Source organism: Candidatus Dormiibacterota bacterium (assembly GCA_036495095.1).
In the GTDB taxonomy this organism is placed as follows: domain Bacteria; phylum Chloroflexota; class Dormibacteria; order Aeolococcales; family Aeolococcaceae; genus CF-96.
On the sequence record DASXNK010000172.1, the window covers coordinates 1 to 16,574 of the forward strand.

The 16,574-nt window shown below is 75.0% G+C and carries 14 protein-coding genes; 4 read left to right on the plus strand and 10 right to left on the minus strand.

The features are described from left to right. The 9 genes from VGL20_17415 to VGL20_17455 form a co-directional block, all read right to left on the minus strand. Positions 1-537: PH domain-containing protein (locus VGL20_17415; protein HEY2705464.1), on the minus strand; the 537-nt coding region annotated here is incomplete at its 3' end. Between the two features lie 36 nt (positions 538-573). Next, a complete protein-coding gene (locus tag VGL20_17420; GenBank protein ID HEY2705465.1) occupies positions 574-1,338 on the minus strand; it encodes a prepilin peptidase in 765 nt (254 codons plus the stop codon). Then, complete coding sequence (locus VGL20_17425) at positions 1,335-2,165, minus strand: shikimate dehydrogenase (GenBank protein HEY2705466.1); 831 nt, start codon at positions 2,163-2,165, stop codon at positions 1,335-1,337. Before VGL20_17425 ends, VGL20_17420 begins: the two co-directional genes overlap by 4 nt. Then, a complete protein-coding gene (mltG, locus tag VGL20_17430) occupies positions 2,162-3,217 on the minus strand; it encodes an endolytic transglycosylase MltG (protein ID HEY2705467.1) in 1,056 nt (351 codons plus the stop codon). The genes VGL20_17425 and mltG overlap by 4 nt, the downstream gene beginning before the upstream one ends. After that, the gene (gene ruvX, locus VGL20_17435) at positions 3,214-3,681 is read right to left on the minus strand and encodes a Holliday junction resolvase RuvX (protein ID HEY2705468.1); all 468 of its coding nucleotides are present in this window, start codon (positions 3,679-3,681) and stop codon (positions 3,214-3,216) included. The genes mltG and ruvX overlap by 4 nt, the downstream gene beginning before the upstream one ends. Beyond that, on the minus strand, positions 3,678-5,384 hold the full coding sequence (locus tag VGL20_17440; protein HEY2705469.1) for a hypothetical protein: 1,707 nt from the start codon (positions 5,382-5,384) through the stop codon (positions 3,678-3,680). The genes ruvX and VGL20_17440 overlap by 4 nt, the downstream gene beginning before the upstream one ends. Before the next feature lie 3 nt (positions 5,385-5,387). Then, on the minus strand, positions 5,388-6,653 hold the full coding sequence (locus VGL20_17445; protein ID HEY2705470.1) for a glutamate mutase L: 1,266 nt from the start codon (positions 6,651-6,653) through the stop codon (positions 5,388-5,390). After that, positions 6,653-9,238: an alanine--tRNA ligase gene (gene alaS / locus VGL20_17450; GenBank protein ID HEY2705471.1), complete on the minus strand. Its 2,586-nt coding sequence runs from the start codon at positions 9,236-9,238 to the stop codon at positions 6,653-6,655. The genes VGL20_17445 and alaS overlap by 1 nt, the downstream gene beginning before the upstream one ends. A gap of 60 nt (positions 9,239-9,298) precedes the next feature. After that, positions 9,299-10,156, minus strand: coding sequence for a SigB/SigF/SigG family RNA polymerase sigma factor (locus tag VGL20_17455; GenBank protein ID HEY2705472.1), 858 nt, complete (start codon positions 10,154-10,156; stop codon positions 9,299-9,301). Positions 10,157-10,267: 111 nt separating this feature from the next. Here VGL20_17455 and VGL20_17460 point away from each other — a divergent pair, with 111 nt between their 5' ends. The 4 genes from VGL20_17460 to VGL20_17475 all read left to right on the plus strand — a co-directional run bounded on the left by VGL20_17460 (position 10,268) and on the right by VGL20_17475 (position 15,132). Next, entirely contained in the window at positions 10,268-10,990 is a 723-nt protein-coding gene (locus tag VGL20_17460) for a hypothetical protein (GenBank protein HEY2705473.1), read from the plus strand. A 138-nt stretch (positions 10,991-11,128) separates the two neighbouring features. Next, on the plus strand, positions 11,129-11,764 hold the full coding sequence (locus VGL20_17465; protein HEY2705474.1) for a response regulator transcription factor: 636 nt from the start codon (positions 11,129-11,131) through the stop codon (positions 11,762-11,764). Positions 11,765-11,818: 54 nt separating this feature from the next. Beyond that, on the plus strand, positions 11,819-13,345 hold the full coding sequence (locus VGL20_17470; GenBank protein HEY2705475.1) for a LamG-like jellyroll fold domain-containing protein: 1,527 nt from the start codon (positions 11,819-11,821) through the stop codon (positions 13,343-13,345). 14 nt (positions 13,346-13,359) lie between these two features. Further along, a complete protein-coding gene (locus tag VGL20_17475) occupies positions 13,360-15,132 on the plus strand; it encodes a M23 family metallopeptidase (protein HEY2705476.1) in 1,773 nt (590 codons plus the stop codon). A gap of 56 nt (positions 15,133-15,188) precedes the next feature. On the opposite strand, the gene VGL20_17480 is transcribed toward VGL20_17475, so the two are convergent. Next, positions 15,189-16,412, minus strand: a complete 1,224-nt coding sequence (locus tag VGL20_17480) for a hypothetical protein (GenBank protein ID HEY2705477.1) — start codon at positions 16,410-16,412, stop codon at positions 15,189-15,191. Positions 16,413-16,574 lie beyond the last annotated feature (162 nt).

Below are 16,574 nucleotides of genomic sequence, written 5' to 3' on the forward strand. Positions count from 1 at the left end.
CTGGGGCTCCGGCGCCCCGGTGACCTCCTCGCCGGCGCCGTAGGGGCGGCCGGTGCGGTGGGCCTCGACCGCGTTGAGCAGGTCGTTGCTGAACCCCTGGGGATCGTGGATGCGGGCCAGCACCTCGGAGCCGTCGCGTCCCGCCGACTCGATCTCCACGTCGCCGGCCCGGAAGATGCGCGCCACCAGGCTCTGGCGGACGGCGGTGTCCTGGACGCGGTCGAGGGCGATCGACTCGGTGTGACGCGAGAGCACCCCGGTGCCCACCACCACCCGGCGGTCGGTGAGCGTGAAGGTGGTGTAGTGCCAGCGCAGCCAGCGGACGGTGAGGATCAGCGCCACGGCGGCCAGCCCCAGCACCAGGACGAAGCTCTTGACGCTGCCGAGGGCGACGCCGGAGACCTGGGACGGGGCCACCGCGATGAGCGCGGCGAGAGCCGCCACGACCACCAGGCAGCCGCCCACCACGGGGATGAAGATCGACCAGTGCTGGCGTGCGACGCGGATCTCGCGCTCGTCCTGGAGCAGCTTGCGCACCGCTGACCTCCTCTGTCTCCCCAGCCCCTGCTCCCCCTACGGCCCCGCGGGACCGACGTACATGATGAGCGCCGCCCCGGCGCAGAGGAACGGGCCATAGGGTATCGGGTCCTTGAGGCCCCGGATCCGGGTCACCAGCAGGAGCGCCGCGGCCACCCCGCCGATGAGGACGGCGGCGATCACCGCATAGACCGCGCCGAGGTGGCGGGAGTCGAGGCCGAGGCCGGTGGTGGCCCCGACCACGGCGCCGAGCTTGGCGTCGCCCATGCCCAGCACCGACCCGCCGAGCAGCAGGCTCTGGACCACGAAGACGACGTAGACGGCGACCGCGCCGGCGATCGCGTGGGGCAGGGTCAGGCCCGGCGACGGCGGCGAGAGGACGATCGCCAGCACCGTGGCCGGATAGGTGATGCGGTTGAGGATGAGCCGGTGCTTCACGTCGAAGACCACCACGTGGACGAAGATCGTCACCCACAGGAGGTGGATGAACAGCCCGGCCCCGACCGGGTCGTGGGCGGCGAAGGCGGCGAAGCCCACCGCCCCGAGCACCGGCGCCAGCCAGCGCTCCAGCCAGGTCCAGCCGTAGCGCTCGGCCTTCCAGGGCAGCGCCACCGGCGGCTCCCGCCCCTCGGCGGCGGCCTCGGCGGCCTCGCGGGCGCAGTCGTCGTCGTAGAGGCGCCGCTCCTCGAGTTCCTCCTCCTCGAGCCGCTCGCGCCGCTCCAGCCACACCGAGGCGTACCCGGCGCCGAGCCCGGCGATCGCCCCGGCCGCGCCGGCGACCGCCACCACCGCGGGGTTCATCCGTCCACCGCCGCGAGCAGCGCCGCCCGCGCCTCCTCCCAGGGGGGCTCGAGCCCGGTCCATCGCCGGAAGCTCAGCATCCCCTGCTGGAGGAGCATCTCGAGGCCGTCGCAGGCGCGCAGGCCGGCCGCCCGGGCGGCGGTGACGAGGTCCACCGGCCGGGGCCGGTAGCGGAGGTCGACGACGGTGCACCCGGCGCCGAGCCGGTCGAGGCGCACCGGAAGCGCGGCGAGGCCGCCGGGGGTGGCGTTGACCACGGTCCCGGCGCGGGCGAGCAGCGGCTCGAGGGCGGTGGTGTCCCAGCCGGCCGGGGTCGCCTCCAGCACCGGCGCCAGCCGCGCGGCGAGCTCCCGTGCCGCCTCGGGGCGGCGCGCGGCCACCCACAGCCGGCCCACCTCGGCGCGGCTGAGGGCGAGCAGCGCCGCGGCGGCGGCGCCGCCGGCGCCGAGCACCACCGCATCCTCGCCGGACGAGGGCCACAGCCCGGCGCCGCGCAGCGCCCCCTCGAGCCCGCCGGCGTCGGTGTTCGCGCCGAGCAGCCGCCCCTCCTCCACCACCACGGTGTTCACCGCGCCGGTGAGCGCGGCGTCGCCCTCCAGGTGGTCGCAGGCGGCGGCGACGGCGAGCTTGTGGGGGATGGTCACGTTCGCCCCGGTGGCCTCGCCGGCGCGCAGCCGCCGCAACGCCTCGCCCAGCTGCTCGGGGGCGACGTCGACGATCCGGTAGCTGCCCTCGACCCCGCGGGCCCGCAGCGCCGCCTCCTGCATGCGCGGGCTGGGCGAGGCGGACACGCCGTGCCCCAGCAGCCAGAGATCGGTCGGGCTCATCGGCAGGGGCTGTTCAGGTACTGCTGCACCAGCGCGTTGTGCGCCGCCAGGGTGCTGCTGTAGTGGTTGTGGCCACATCCGTCCGAGACGTAGAACAGGTAGTCGCTGGTCGCGGGGTGGGCGGCCGCCTCCAGCGACGCCAGCCCCGGGTTGGAGATCGGCGTCGGCGGCAGCCCCCGGTGCATGTAGGTGTTGTACGGGGTGTCCTGCTTCAGCTCGTCGGAGGTCGGCGCCCGGTCGGTGACCCCGACTCCGTAGATCACCGAGGCGTCGACCTGCAGGTCCATCCCCCTGGCGAGCCGGTTGTAGAGCACCCCGGCGACCATCGGCCGGTCGGCGGGCAGGCGCGCCTCGCGCTCGACGATGGAGGCGAGCACCACCGCCTGGTACGGGGTGAGGCCCTGCGGCGGCGAGCCCACCATCGGCAGCGCCTTGCTCATGAACGCCTGGAGCTGCTGGGCGACCACGTCGTGAGCCTTCGCGCCCACCGGCACCTCGTAGGTGTCGGGGAAGAGCATGCCCTCGAGCGGCGCTCCCGCCGGGCGGCCGTCGATGAAGCCGGCGCTGAACTGCCCGGTGCGCTCCTCGCCGAGGTAGGCGGCGGCGGTCACCCCCAGGCCGGTGGACTGCACCCGCTCGGCGATCTGCGCCGCGGTCAGGCCCTCGGGGATCACCACCCTCACCGTCCGGGCGTCGGGGGGCATCTCCAGCCGGGCGATCAGGGCTGTCGCGCCCATGCCGGTGTCGAGGCGGTAGCGGCCCGCCCTCAGCTCGCCTCCCAGGCCACGCCACTTCGCGTACCAGCGGAACCAGAGGGGGTTGCGCACCAGGTCGTGGGACTGGAGGTCGGTGACCAGCCCGTCCAGGGTCTCGCCGGCGGCGACGTCGATGGCCACCGCGCTGGCGTGCCCCGAGGCCGGCGCGTCGAGCTGGGAGCGAGCGTAGAGGGCGGTGCCGCCGACCCCCGCGAGCATCACGACGACGACGATCGCCAGCGCGAGGAGGATCCGCGACCGGCGGCCGCGGCCGCCCCGGGCTCGCCGCGGGCTCAAGCGGGCGCGCTTTTCTGCGGCCGCCGCACGCCCGGGCGCCGGCGTGCGGCGTCGAGCCAGCCCTGGAGCATGATCGCCGCGGCCACGGCGTCGATGGCCTCGCGGCGGCGGTCGCGGCGCATCCCCGACTCCAGCAGGGCGCGCTCGGCGGCGACGCTGCTGAGCCGCTCGTCCCACATCTCCACCGGCAGCCCGGTCTGCCGCGAGGCCTCGTCCGCCAGGGTCCGCGCCGCCGCGGCGGCGTCACCCTCGGTGCCGTCGAGGCGCAGCGGCAGGCCCACCACCAGCCGCTCGGCGCCGCGGGCGCGGGCCTCCTCGCGCACCCGCTCCCAGAACCCGCGGTCGCGGCGGAGGAGGGTCGCCACCGGGCTGGCGATGGTGGCGGTGGGATCGGTGGCGGCCAGCCCGACGCGGACGCTGCCGGCGTCGAGGCCCAGGGTCACCCCGGGGAGTGCGGCGCTCACGAGGAGCCCTCGGCGACGACGCGCACGTCGACGGAGATCCGGCTGGAGAAGAAGGGCAGCACGAAGAAGGGGATGGCACGGGAGATGCTGGTGCTCGCCTGGTCGCCGAACTCGGAGCGCACCTTGCGGCCGACCGCGTCCTCGCCCTGCCCGGTGAACGTCTCCTTCAGCTTGTTGAGGTCCACGATCGGCTGGCTGAAGCCGGTGCCGCGGATGCTGAAGACCACGGTGCCGTCGTCGCTCGCCTGCTGGATGTCGGGGCCGGTGAGGCGCTGCTCCACCAGGGTCTCGCCCTGGGGGATCTGCGAGCTCAGGTCGGTGGTGAAGACACGGCGGACGTCGTCGGGGTTGTAGGCGGCGGCGCGGCCGTGCACGGTGACGGTGATCGTCGTCTCCTTGTACTCGTCGCCGGAGTTGGGGACGGGCGGGGCGACCTCGGTCGAGAGGGTGAGGCCCTGCTGGCTGGGGTCGATGGCGAAGACGTCGCCCTGGGCGTGGTCCTGCATCGCCTTGCGCGCCTTGTCGCTGAGCTGCTGCTTCAGCTGGGTGACCTGGTCGTTGAACCCCTTGAAGTCCTGGGCGCTCACCACCACGACGGTGTGCTGGTCGATGCCGCCCCCGGTGGCCGCGGGGTTGGTGACCCCGAGGTCGCAGCGGCGGCTGGCCTGGTCCTGGGGCCCGCAGGGGTTGCCGGTGGTGGTTCCCGGGGGGCTGTTGGGAGGCGGCAGCCACTGGGTGATCGACCCCGCCGGCACGTTGCCGGAGCCGCCCGTCGACTCCGCGGTGACCGGGATCGGCGGCGAGCTGCTCACCGGGGAGCCGGCGGTCGCCGCGGGGACGCAGTACTGCCCGTCGGGGGTGTTGGTGGTGTCCTGGCTGACCACGAACTTCACCGGCCTGCCGCCCCCGGTCGAGAACTCGGTTCCCCGGGGGAAGCCGTTGCTGGCGCAGAAGGGGTAGGGCTCGTCGGTGGTGAGCACGATGCCGCCGGTCGCGGCCACCGCCTGGATCTGCTTCTGGCCGGTGGGCTTCGCGGTGAACTGCTGGCTCTCGTCGTCGGTGACCGCCTTGGTGAGCACCCGGTCGGGTCCCTGGGCCGCGCTGGGGTCGCTGGTGCCCTGGATCTGCTTGCTCAGCTCCACCGGGGTGGCCTTGAGGGTGATCGTGACCTTCGCCGAGGGCGCCACCAGGAAGAGCAGCAGGAAGCCGAGCACGAAGATCGCCCCCGCCACCATGTACAGGCGGCGGCGGTCGGTGCTCGCCGCGATCCCCGGCAGCCCCCCGCGGGGGCGGCGCGGACCCGGGGGCACGGGCGCCGGGACGGTGTGGTCGGCCCAGGTGTCGTCGACCGGCTCGGCGGCGAGGTCCGCGGTGGCCGCGGCCGCCACCCCGTCGCCGTGGGCGCCGTCGGTGGCCGGGCGCACCACCTCCATGCCGCGCTCGTACGCCTGCACCGAGGCGTAGGTGGCGAAGCCGGCCTCGCGGGCCAGCCCCTGCACTCGCGGATCGCCGCTGACGATCGCGGTGCTCTTCAGGTTGGAGCGGCTGTACTGCTGGAGCAGGCGCAGGTTGAGCGGGCTGAGCAGCACCCGCGCCTGGCTGGGAAAGATGAAGACGAGGTCGGACTCGTCGCCGGCGGCGCGGATCCGCTCGACGAGCTCCGTGATCTCCTCGTCGGGGTCGACGTACACCATCTTCGCCATCGGTCAGACCTTCATCGCTCGCATGATCCGCCGCATCACGCCGCCGAGGGGCTGGTCCTCCTCGTCATCCAGCTGGATGGCGTGGTACGCGAGGCCCATCGGGGTGATGTCCTGGGTGCCGGTGAGCAGGCCGGTGCTGTCGTAGACGCCGCTGACCGCCTCGGGCCGGAGCACCTCGATGGTGGGCGGCTTCGGGAAGGGCAGGTGCTCGGTCCAGTTGAGCGCCCGGAGCTGGTCGGCCACCTCGGGGAGGGCGGCGCCGCCGCCGGCGAGGTAGATCGCCGGGGGCAGCGCCTCGCCGTGGGCCATCTCCTCCAGCGCCAGCGCCACCCCCTGGGCGAGCACCTCGGCGTTGGGGTTGACGGCGTCGTGGGCGAGCTTGCGCTGGTCGGCGGCGAGGGTACCGGCGCCGTGGGCGAGCTTGAACTGCTCGGCCTGCTCGAGCGACATCCCCAGCTCGCCGGCGACCCGGCGGGTGAAGGCGCGGCCGCCGAGCGCGAACATCCGGGTGCCCTCGATGCCGCCGTTGCGCACCAGGGCGACATCGGTGGTGCCCCCTCCGATGTCGACGAAGATGCCCCCGAGCTCGTAGACCTCGTCGTTGGCGCACCCCCGCGCCATCGCGTAGGGCTCGGCGACGGTGGCGACCAGCTCGAGATCGAGCTCCTGGGCGATGGTCTGCAGGGCGCCGATGTGGGTGAGCGGCGCGAAGGTGTTGAAGATCGTGATGTCGAGCGCGCGCCCCTGGAAGTTGAGCGGATTGCTCACCGGGTAGCCGTCGACGCGGATGCTGGTGATGGCGCTGTGCACCAGCTTGACGTTGACCTCGGGGACGCCCATCTCCTGCGACATCTGGCGCACCGCCTCGCGCAGCGCGCGGCGCTGCACCATCTGCAGGCTCTGCGCCACCTCCGCCTGGGTGATGCGCGTCTGCGACTGCGCCCGGGGCACGCTGACCGAGGTGCTGAACCCCTTGATCTGCTCGCCGGCGATGCCGATCACCGCCTGGCCGGGCACCAGCTGGCACATGTCCTCGGCCTCGGTGAGGGCGCGGTCGACGTTGTCGATCACCGCCTGGATGTCGGAGACCGCGCCCGCCTGCATGTCGGTCAGCGACTGGCGCACCTTGCCGACCCCGATGACGATGCCGCGGTCCTCCTCACGCTTCACCACCAGCGCCTTCACCACCTCGGTGCCGATGTCGATGGCGGTGTAGTGGCTGTGGAACTCCTCGCGCCGGCGCAGCAGCGAGAACTTGCGCTTGCCCATCAGGCCCCCTTCCCCGCCGCCGCGATGGCCTCGCGCACCGCGGCCACGGCGTCGCCGCGGCGGGTGGGATCGCCGACACCGCCGCTGGCGAACTCGGGCTTGCCGCCGCCCCTGCCGCCGGTCGCCGCCGCCGCCGCCCGCACCAGATCGCCGGCGCGGAGGCCGCGGCCGAGGGGGGTGGCCCCCACCTTGACCGCGAGCGTGCTCTCCCCCACCACCACGGCGACGCCGTCGCCGCCGAGGCGGTCGGCGTGGAGGCCGTCGACCGCCGCCTTCACCTCGGCCGCCCCGGCGCCGCCGTCGAGGAGGAGGTGGAGCAGCCGGACCCCGGCCACGTCCTCCTCCACGGCGCTCCCCGCGCCGCCCCCGCTCAGCGCCCGGCGCTTCGCCTCCTCGAGCTCGCGCTGCAGCCGGCGAAGGTTGGCCTGGAGGGTGGCCACCCGGTCCGGGACCTCGTCCGGCGGCACCCTCAGCGCGGTCGCGGCCTCGCGGAGCACGGTGGCGTCCTGCTCCCAGCGGTGCTCGGCGGCCTCGCCGGCGACCATGTCGATGCGGCGCAGCCCCTGGCCGACGCTCGACTCGGAGAGGAGGATGGCGGCGCCCAGGTCGCCGCTGCGGGTGACGTGGGTGCCGCCGCAGAGCTCGCGCGACCAGCCGCCGAAGTCGACCACCCGGACCTCCTCGCCGTACTTCTCGCCGAAGAGCGCCACCGCGCCCTGGGCCCGGGCCTGGGCGACCGGCATCACCACCGCGGTGCGCTCGAGATTGCGGCGGATGGCGTCGTTGACGGTGCGCTCGACCTCCACCAGCTCGGCGGCGGTGAGCGCCCGGGGGAAGTTGAAGTCGAAGGTGGTGTGGTCGGGTCCCACCCAGGATCCGCGCTGCACCACCTCCTCGCCGAGCACCAGCCGCAGCGCCCGGTGGAGCAGGTGGGTGGCGCTGTGGTGGCGGGCGACCGCCGCCCGCCGGGGGGCGTCGACCCGGGCGCTGACCCGCCGGCCGGGGGTCAGCGAGCCCGCCTCGACGGTCACGGCATGCACCCGGGCGCCGCTCACCGGGACCGGCTGGGTGTCGGTCACCCGGGCCCGGCCTCCGTCCCACTCCAGAGTCCCGGTGTCGCCGACCTGGCCGCCGCCCTCGGCGTAGAAGGGGCTGGGGTCGAGGAGCACCGCCGCGCTCTCCCCCGCGGCCAGCTCGGGCCGCTCCTCGCGGTCGCCGATGCGCACCACCTCGGCCTCGGCCACCAGGGCGTCGTGGCCGACGAAGGCGGTGGCGGGCAGCGCCGCCCCGCCCTCGAAGCCGTGCTTGACGGCGCCCGCCCGGCTGCGCGCCCGCTGCTCCGCCATCGCCGCCTCGAAGGCGGGCAGGTCGACCTCGGCGCCGTTCTCGGCGGCCACCTCGGCGGTGATCTCGACGGGCAGGCCGAAGGTGTCGTGGAGGCGGAAGGCGTCCGCGCCGGAGATGTGCCCACCGCCCTCGGCGAGCAGCGCCTCGAGCCGCTCCACGCCCTGGACGAGGGTGCGGCCGAAGGCCTCCTCCTCGCCGCGCAGCACCCGCTCGATGTGCTCGCGCCGCTCGACCAGTTCGGGGTAGGCGGCGCCCATCACCTCGCGGAGGTCGCCCACCCCGGCGGCGAGGCCGCCCCGCAGCCCCAGGCGCCGCCCGTGGAGCCCCGCCCGGCGGATGATCCGGCGGAGCACGTAGCCGCGCCCCTCGTTCCCCGGGGTGACCCCGTCGGCGATCAGGAAGGCGCTGCTGCGCAGGTGGTCGGCGAGCACCCGCAGCGAGACGGTGCGAGCCGGCTCGGGCGGGGCCAGGGTGCTGCGTCCGGCGAAGCCGGCGATGAGCGGCGCGAAGAGGTCGGTCTCGAAGGTGCTCCGCACCCCCTGGATCACCGAGGTGATCCGCTCCAGGCCCATCCCGGTGTCGATGCAGGGCCGGGGCAGCCTCACCCGCACCCCCGGCTCGGGCTGGTCGAACTCGATGAAGACGAGGTTCCAGATCTCCAGCCAGCGGTCGCCCTCGCACTCCGGGCCGCAGTCGTCGCGCCCGCAGGAGCAGGGGCCGCCCCAGTCCCAGTAGAGCTCGCTGTCGAAGCCGCAGGGGCCGGTGGGCCCGGGCTGCCACCAGTTGTCCTCGAGGTGGGCGACGCGCTCGCGGGGGATGCCGGCGATGCGCACCCAGAGGTCCTCGGCGTCGCGGTCACCGGGGTGGACGCTGGGACGCAGCCGGGCGGGGTCGAGCCCGTAGCCCTGGGTGAGCAGCTCCCAGGCGAGGCTGATCGCCCCCTCCTTGAAGTAGTCGCCGAAGGAGAAGTTGCCGAGCATCTCGAAGAAGGTGTGGTGGCGCGGGGAGCGCCCCACCTCCTCGATGTCCGGGGTGCGGATGCACTTCTGGCAGGAGGTGGCACGCGGCGCGGGAGGGGTCCGCAGCCCGAGGAAGTAGGGCTTCAGCGGCACCATCCCGGCCACGGTGAAGAGCACCGAGGGATCATCGTGGGTGACGAGCGAGGCGCTCGGCAGCCGGCGATGCCCCCGGCTCTCGAAGAAGTGGAGAAAACGTTCCCGGATCTCTGGGCTGCGCACGGGCTCACTGGGTGAAGGGCCCGCGGAGACCGTCGCCGGCGGCGGCTGCGGGCAGGGGGATCATACCGGCGGAGGCTCGGGGAACTCCCGCCGCATCCGCTCCAGGGCCGCCCGCTGCAGCCGGGAGACGTGCATCTGGGAGATTCCCAGCCGCTTCGCCACCTCGGTCTGGGGGAGCTGCTCGAAGAAGCGCAGCAGCATGATCTGGCGCTCGCGCGGGGAGAGGTGGGCCATCGCCTGCTCCAGCACCGCCTTCATCTCCACCCGCTCGAGGTTCTCGTCCTCCTGCCCGAGGCGCTCGCCCAGCTCCGAGCCGTCCTCCTCGTCGCGGCCCGGACGGGAGGCGTCGAGGGAGATGGTGTGCTGCGCGGGCGAGACCTCGAGGGCGGCCAGAACCTCGTCGGGCTCGAGGCCGAGCCGCTCCGCGATCTCCGCCACCGACGGCTGCCGCCCCAGCTCCTGGGACAGCTGCTCCTGGGCCCGCATCGCCCGGGTGTAGTTCTCCTGGAGCCGGCGCGGCACCCGGATCGACCACGACCGGTCCCGGAAGTGGCGCCGGATCTCGCCCATGATGGTCGGGGTCGCGAAGGTGCTGAACTCGTTCTCGAGCGACGGGTCGAAGCGCTCGATCGCCTGGATCAGGCCGAGGAATCCGACCTGTTCGATGTCCTCGAGCGGCTCGCCGCGGTTGGCGAAGCGCCGCGCGATGAAGCGCACCAGGTCGGCGTTGAGATCGACGAGGCGCTCGCGGACGGCGGGTTCGTGGTGGGCGGCGTACTCGCGGAGCAGCCGCCGCATCTCGTCGCGCTCGGGGGTGTTCGCGGGCTTGGGCAGGGTGCGGACGCGCGCCGGGGCGGCCTCGGCGGCGGGCTGCTCCTCGCCGGTGGTGGTGGCGCTGTCGACCTGCTCCGCAGTCACGGAGGGCATGGTCTCAGAGAGCGACCTGTGGAGGCGGCGATGCCGCCTGTCCCCCGGCGCCCCGGCCTCGAGCGTGTAGTGAGTGTCGCGCAAAATCGAGGAGGGAATGACATGCGGAGCTCCACGCTCCTGTTGGCCGGTGTGTCCGCCGTCAGCATCGCCGCCGCAACCACCGCCGCCGCCGGTCCGCTTGGCCATCAGCGCCTCGCCGCAGCCCCGGGAGCGCTGTCGCAGCCGCTGAGCGCGAGCCTCACCACCGCCGCCACCCCCGACTTCGGACGGAGGAAGGGCAACCCCGGAGCCCCCACCCCCGCCGCCACCAAGGTCACGCTCACCGAGGCCAACAGCGGCCAGACGATCACCGTGAAGCCGGGCACCGAGATCGACGTCACCCTCAAGCCCGACTCCAACCAGCGCTGGAGCCAGCCCCGCAGCGACCATCCGCAGACGGTCAGCGGCGGCCGCGGCGGCCGCGGCTCCGGCTGGGGCGGCCGTGGCGGCCATCAGGCCGGCCCCGATCTCGGCCCCGGAGGCAGGGGCGACGGCAGCACCCACGCCGTCTTCATGGCGCACCGCGCCGGCGACGCCACCCTGAGCTCCGCCGAGCGCAGCGGCGGCCTCCTTCTCCTCAGGCCTCCCACGACCGGCAAGAGCTGGAGCGTGAAGGTCACCGTGTCCGGCCCTGCCCCCGCAGCGCCGAAGCACGCCGCGCCGGCGGCGGTCGAGCCCGCCACTCCGGCGGCTCCGTCGGCGACGGCGATGGACGTCTCCCGCCTGGTCACCCCCGTGGCCCCGGCGGTGCAGCGTCTCCTGGTGACCCTGCCCAGCCTCTGAGCCGGCTGCGGGCGGCCGTCCGATCGGGCGGCCGCCCATCCGGCGCGTTGAGCGGACGTGGAGCGGCCGTTGAGAGCGCGCGAAGCGGTGGATGGCACGCTCTGACCCATCGCGGGCCCAGATGAGCAGGGTGAGCAGATGGCGACGATGACCACCACCGACCGCATTCGCATCGCAGTCCACGCTGACGACGCCATCTCCCGGGCGGGGCTGCTCGCCCAGCTTCGACACCGCCCCGAGCTGCTGCTCACCGACGACGGATGCGACGCGGCGGTGGTGGTGGTGCTCGCCGACGAGGTCGACGCGGCGACGCTCCGGACCATCAGGGCGTGCCGCCGGACCACCGCCGCGCAGGTGGTGCTCATCGCCAGCCGCCTCGACGACGACGCCCTGCTCGCCGCCGTGGAGGCGGGGGCGGTGAGCCTGCTGCTCCGCGCCGCCGCCAGCGTCGGCGCCGTGATCGAGGCGGTGCGGGTCGCCGAGCAGGGCTCGGGCAGCATGCCCCCCGAGCTGCTCGGACGGCTGCTCGACCGGGTGGGCCGGCTGCAGCGCGACGTGCTCGAGCCGCGCGGGCTCAGGGTCTCCGGCCTCACCGAGCGGGAGACCAAGGTGCTCCGGTTGATCGCCGAGGGCTACGACACCGTCGAGGTGGGACGGCGCCTCTTCTACTCCGATCGCACGGTGAAGAACATCGTCCACGACATCACCACCCGGCTCCACCTCCGCAACCGGGTCCACGCCGTCGCCTACGCGCTGCGCCAGGGACTCATCTGAGCGTCTGGGCACACCGATGGCAGCTCACATCGACGACTCGCCGGGCTCCCGCTGATGGCGACGCGGGTGGTGCTCGATCCCGCCCAGCTGACCGTGGAGCCCGGTGCGGAGGCGGTCTGCACCGTCCGGGTCCGCAACGACGGGACGGTCGTCGACGAGTTCGTCGCCGACGTGGTCGGCGAGGTGCTGCCCTGGGCCATCGCGGAGACCGACTCGGTCCGCCTCTTCCCCGGCGACGAGGGCGCGATCGTCCTCCACCTGCGCCCGCCGCGCACCCACCGGCTGATCCCGGGCACGATCCCGTTCGGGGTCCGCGTCGTCGCCACCAGCGCGGGGGACGGCTCGGCGGTGGTCGAGGAGGGCGGCGTCCACATCACCGCCTTCCACGAGGTCCAGGCGGTGCTCACCCCGCGCCGCTCGCGGGCGAGGATCACCGGCCGCCACCGGGTCACCGTCACCAACCACGGCAACGTCTCCACCGAGGTGCGGCTCACCGGGTCGGATCCCGACGACGTCCTCGACGTCCGCTTTCGGAAGCCGGCCTTCGAGCTCGCAGCCGGCGCGGTGCGCCGGGTGCGAACCCTGGTGCGCCCCGCCACGCTGTCACTCAACGCCGGGACCGAGCCGCACCAGTTCCAGGTCGCGGTGGAGGCCGACGAGGTGCTCCGCATCGACCTCGACGGCGCCATCGTGGTGCGCTCGGTGGTGCCCGCCTGGGTGCCCATCGCCGTGGCCGTGCTGGTGGCGGCCATCGTGCTCCTGGTCGGCCTGCTCCGCCGGGAGAGCGTGCAGACGCTGGCCACCACCGGCTCGCTCGGAGCTGTCACGCCCAACGCCGCCGCGGTCCCGGCGAGCGGCTCCGGGGGCAAGGCGGCCGCCGACTCCGCCGCGGCCGGCGGGGGCGGCGCGGCCAGGTCCGGAGGCACCGCCGCCGCCTCCGGGCCGGCAGCCGCGACCCCGGCCGCCCCCGGCGGCGGCGGGCTGTCGGCGATCGAGGCGAGCTGCCTCGCCGGCACCCCGGTGCCCCGGGGCAGCCGCTACCCGGCGGACGGCACCGCCCTGGACGCCGGACCGGACCACCAGGACGGCACCCTGACCGGAGCCACCGGGTACGCGCCGGGCCCCACCGGCGCCGGCTCCGACCAGGCGTTCTCGATGACCGGCGGCACCAGCGGGGTCGATCTCGGCCGGAACGTCGGCGAGCTGGGCGCGGCCGGCTTCTGCGTGGAGCTCGCGGTCGACACCACGGCCCGGGTGCCGCAGGCGCTGCTGGGGAACCGGAGGGCGGCCGACGGGGTGGGCTCGTGGGACATCCGCCTGCAGAGCTCGGGGATGCCATACGCGGAGCTCGGCTCGGTGGTGGTGCCCGGATACGCGGCGGTCAACGACGGCGCCTGGCATCACATCTGCCTCATCCGCAGCGACGCCCTGGTCAACCTCTACGTCGACCGCAGGCTGGTGGGCACCGCCAACACCGTGCCCCCCGCCGGCCTCTCCGACGGCGCCGCGACCCACCTGGGGTGGGACGGCTTCCTCCCCTTCACCGGCAGCATCGACGGCGTGGTGGTGGTCAGGGGATGAGAGCGTCGCGTGCGATGACGCGACGGAGGCCGCTTCGGTGGCTCGCCGCGGTCGCCGCCGTGGAGCTGGTGGTCGGGGTCGCACTGCCCCTCGCCGGATGGGCGGACGGTCCCGTCGGACCGGCGGGCGCCGGCCTGGAGGGAACCGGCGGGCAGCCGTCCGACCTGGCGGACGCACCGCCCGGCTGCGCCGCCGACCTGGTCACCGTCGTCCTCTGCGACCTGGTCGGCTCCCCGCTGCTCCCCGGCCGGCAGCTCCCCCCGGCCCCCGGCCCGCCGGCTCCTGCCCCGCGTCCGCCGGCGCCCCGAGCAGCGCTGAGCCCGCCCGTGGCCGGCCCGGCCGCACCACCCCCCGACCCGGCGGTCTCCGAGCCTCCCTCGCTGGCCGAGCTGCTCGCGGTTCTGCTGCGCCCCCTGTCGCGGGAGCGGCCGGGGCTCGGCCACTTCGTCCCCGGCCAGGCCGCGACCGCCGCCACAGCCCTCGGTGTCCTCGCCCCGGCGCCACCGCCGCAGGAGCAGCCGGTCGCGACCACGCTGCGCGGTCGCGGCTCGATGCCCTGGGTGCCGCTCGGCGCCGTCGTCCTAGCGACGCTGACCGCGCTGCTCGCCGGCCGGGGTGGGTGGCGCAGCCCTCGACCCTCACCGCCCCAGCGCCGCAGCCCCCGACTGTCCACGCGAGCGGCCCGGCTCGCCGCCGTCCTGGCGCTGGTGGGGGGCATCGCTCCGCTGTCCAGCTCGACCGGACCCCCGCTCGCCGCCCGGCCGGCTCCGCCGGCGCCCGGGTTCGAGTGGGTGGCACCCGCGGTGGCGCTGATCGCGACCACCTCTCCCACCTCCCCGGGCACGCCAGGGGCGGCCGCCGCCTCCCCGGCGACCCCGACGGCGTGGACCCGGCTGCTCGAGGTCGAGCGAGACCTGGTCGGCCAGGGTGACCTGCTCGCCCGCGAGGAGGCCGCGGTGGGCCGGCTGGCGCGGCTGGTCAGCGGACACGTCGCCGACCCCGACGGGCCCGGGGCGACCGGCCCCTCGCGCGCCCTGCAGGCCCAGTCGGCGGCGCTCTCCCGCCTGCTGGTCCTGCACCGCACCACCAGCGCCGCCTATGTGCAGCGGCTCTCCGACGAGTACGCCGTCTACCACGAGGCGGCCGGCGACGCCGCGTGCCGTCGCGAGCTCCTCGACGGGGTCGCGGGCGCCGGGGACCCGCGGGCCCGCGCGGTCGTGGTCGCCGATCTGGAGATCCTCACCACCCAGGTGAACCAGGAGGCGGCGATCGCCGCGGCGGCCTCCCGGCTCGCCGCCGCCGCGCGGCTCGATCCCGCCCAGCTCGAGGCCATCCGGCGCCACGACCGCTTCGTCGTTCCCGAGGTGGCGCCGGTGAGCCAGTGGTTCGGGCCCAGCGATCTCTCCTTCGAGCCCCCACTCAGCTACGGAGGGGTCTTCCACCGCCACTTCCACACCGGGATCGACATCGCCGGAGCGATGGACACGCCGCTGCACGCCGCCGCCGACGGGGTGGTGCTGCTCGCCACCCAGAGCGTCGACGGCGCCGGCAGGCTGGTGGGCTACGGCAACTACGTGGTCGTCGCCCACGCCGACGGCTTCCTCACCCTCTACGGGCACCTCGACCGCATCGCGGTGCGCACCGGCGACCCGATCCGCCAGGGCCAGGTCATCGGCCTCGAGGGCAACACCGGCCTGTCGACCGGCCCCCACGTCCACTTCGAGGTGCGCCAGGGTGGCCTGCTCCTCGATCCCGCGGCCTTCGTTGGCGGCCAGCTCGAGGGGTGAGGATGAGGCCGAGCCAGGAAGCGCCATCTGCCCGAAGAGGCGCGCACTCCCGCCGGTCAGTTCCGGGTGAACATCTCCACCTCGGTCAGTGACAGGGCGTTGCCCTGCGCCGACGGGTAGACGGAGACGACCCGGATCTCCAGCTGGGTCACGCCGCCGCCATGGTCGATGTCGACCTGCTGCGGCGCCGCCTGGTCGGCCAGGTGGATGTCCTGCGAGGCGCCGTTGGACAGGGCGATGTGCAGCTGCCGCGGCCGCGGCTCGGAGGCGAAGTTCGAGGGCGAGCCGGAGGTGAAGAGCATGGCGTCGATGGTCGCCGGCTGAGCGAAGGTCAGCAGCAGGGTCGGCTGCGGATCGGGGCCGAGCTCGGCCGCCCAGCAGGTGTTCTTGAAGCCGTCGACGGCGGCGGAGGCGGGATGGTCGGCGAGCTGCGAGCTCGCCGTGGCGGTCAGCGCGTGCACCGGGCTGAAGGAGGGGCTGAACAGCCGCTGGACCGCGGTCCGCCCCGCCGCCGCCTGGGCGTTGACCGCCTGACGGAAGGGCGGAACCGCCGCATAGGCGAGCATCAGCACCACCACCAGAAGGCTGAGGCTGGAGCGCGCCACCCGGATGTAGTTGACGGTGAGCACGTGCCGCCGATGCCGCTTGCGGCCGATCCCCGCGACCGCCGCCCCGGCGTCGGGGACCGGGCGGCGGAGGATCCGGTCGACCAGCCGCCGCACCCGCTGCCACCAGCGCCGGTACCAGGGCACCGAGGGCACGTGCACGATGGCGGCCGCCAGCGAGGTGCCGCAGCGGCTGCAGAACTTGCGCTCCGGGTCGTTGGCCTCCCCGCACGCGCGGCAGGCCAGGTCGCCGGGGCGGAACTCCCGGCTCGGATCCGCCGGCCGGATGGTGCGGCGCCGGGAGGCCGCCGGTCTGACCGCTGCCGGTGCGATCGCCGGCGGCGCCGGGGCGGGGGCACCGGGCGGCCGGGGAGGCCCCGCTGCTGCGGCAGGCGCCCCCGGCACCGGTCCGGGGGGAGACGGCGGCGGCGCGGGTGGAGCCGCAACCGCCACCGCCGCCCGCACCCCCGGTACGACCGGCGGCGGCGCCAGGGGCGGTGCGGGCGGCAGCGCGAGCGCGGAAGGACGGGGGACCGGCGGCACCGGAGGAGCGCCCGCCGTCGGAGGACCGGGCACCGGGGGCGGCGGCGGGGGCGGCGCGCCCGCCGCCGGCGGGCGGGGCTGCGGCGGCGGCAGCGGCGGGGCCGGCGGCAGCGGCGGGGCCGGTGTTGCCAATGGCGGCGACGGCGGCCTTAACGGGAACGGGACCGGTGCTGCGACCATCACCAACACGTCGTCGTTGGCCGGCGGCGCCGGCGCCAACGGAGGCGACGTCTTCGGCGGCTTCGGCCTCTTCGGCGACGGCGGCGGCGGCGGCGGCGGGGCAGGCGGTTACGG

What these genes read in the sequence shown, in the direction of transcription:
- VGL20_17470 (HEY2705475.1), top strand. Translation starts at nt 11,819, where the DNA reads ATGGCGACGCGGGTGGTGCTCGATCCCGCCCAGCTGACCGTGGAGCCC.
- VGL20_17445 (HEY2705470.1), bottom strand. Translation starts at nt 6,653, where the DNA reads ATGGGCAAGCGCAAGTTCTCGCTGCTGCGCCGGCGCGAGGAGTTCCAC.
- VGL20_17440 (HEY2705469.1), bottom strand. Translation starts at nt 5,384, where the DNA reads ATGGCGAAGATGGTGTACGTCGACCCCGACGAGGAGATCACGGAGCTC.
- VGL20_17475 (HEY2705476.1), top strand. Translation starts at nt 13,360, where the DNA reads ATGACGCGACGGAGGCCGCTTCGGTGGCTCGCCGCGGTCGCCGCCGTG.
- VGL20_17460 (HEY2705473.1), top strand. Translation starts at nt 10,268, where the DNA reads ATGCGGAGCTCCACGCTCCTGTTGGCCGGTGTGTCCGCCGTCAGCATC.
- VGL20_17425 (HEY2705466.1), bottom strand. Translation starts at nt 2,165, where the DNA reads ATGAGCCCGACCGATCTCTGGCTGCTGGGGCACGGCGTGTCCGCCTCG.
- VGL20_17465 (HEY2705474.1), top strand. Translation starts at nt 11,129, where the DNA reads ATGGCGACGATGACCACCACCGACCGCATTCGCATCGCAGTCCACGCT.
- VGL20_17420 (HEY2705465.1), bottom strand. Translation starts at nt 1,338, where the DNA reads ATGAACCCCGCGGTGGTGGCGGTCGCCGGCGCGGCCGGGGCGATCGCC.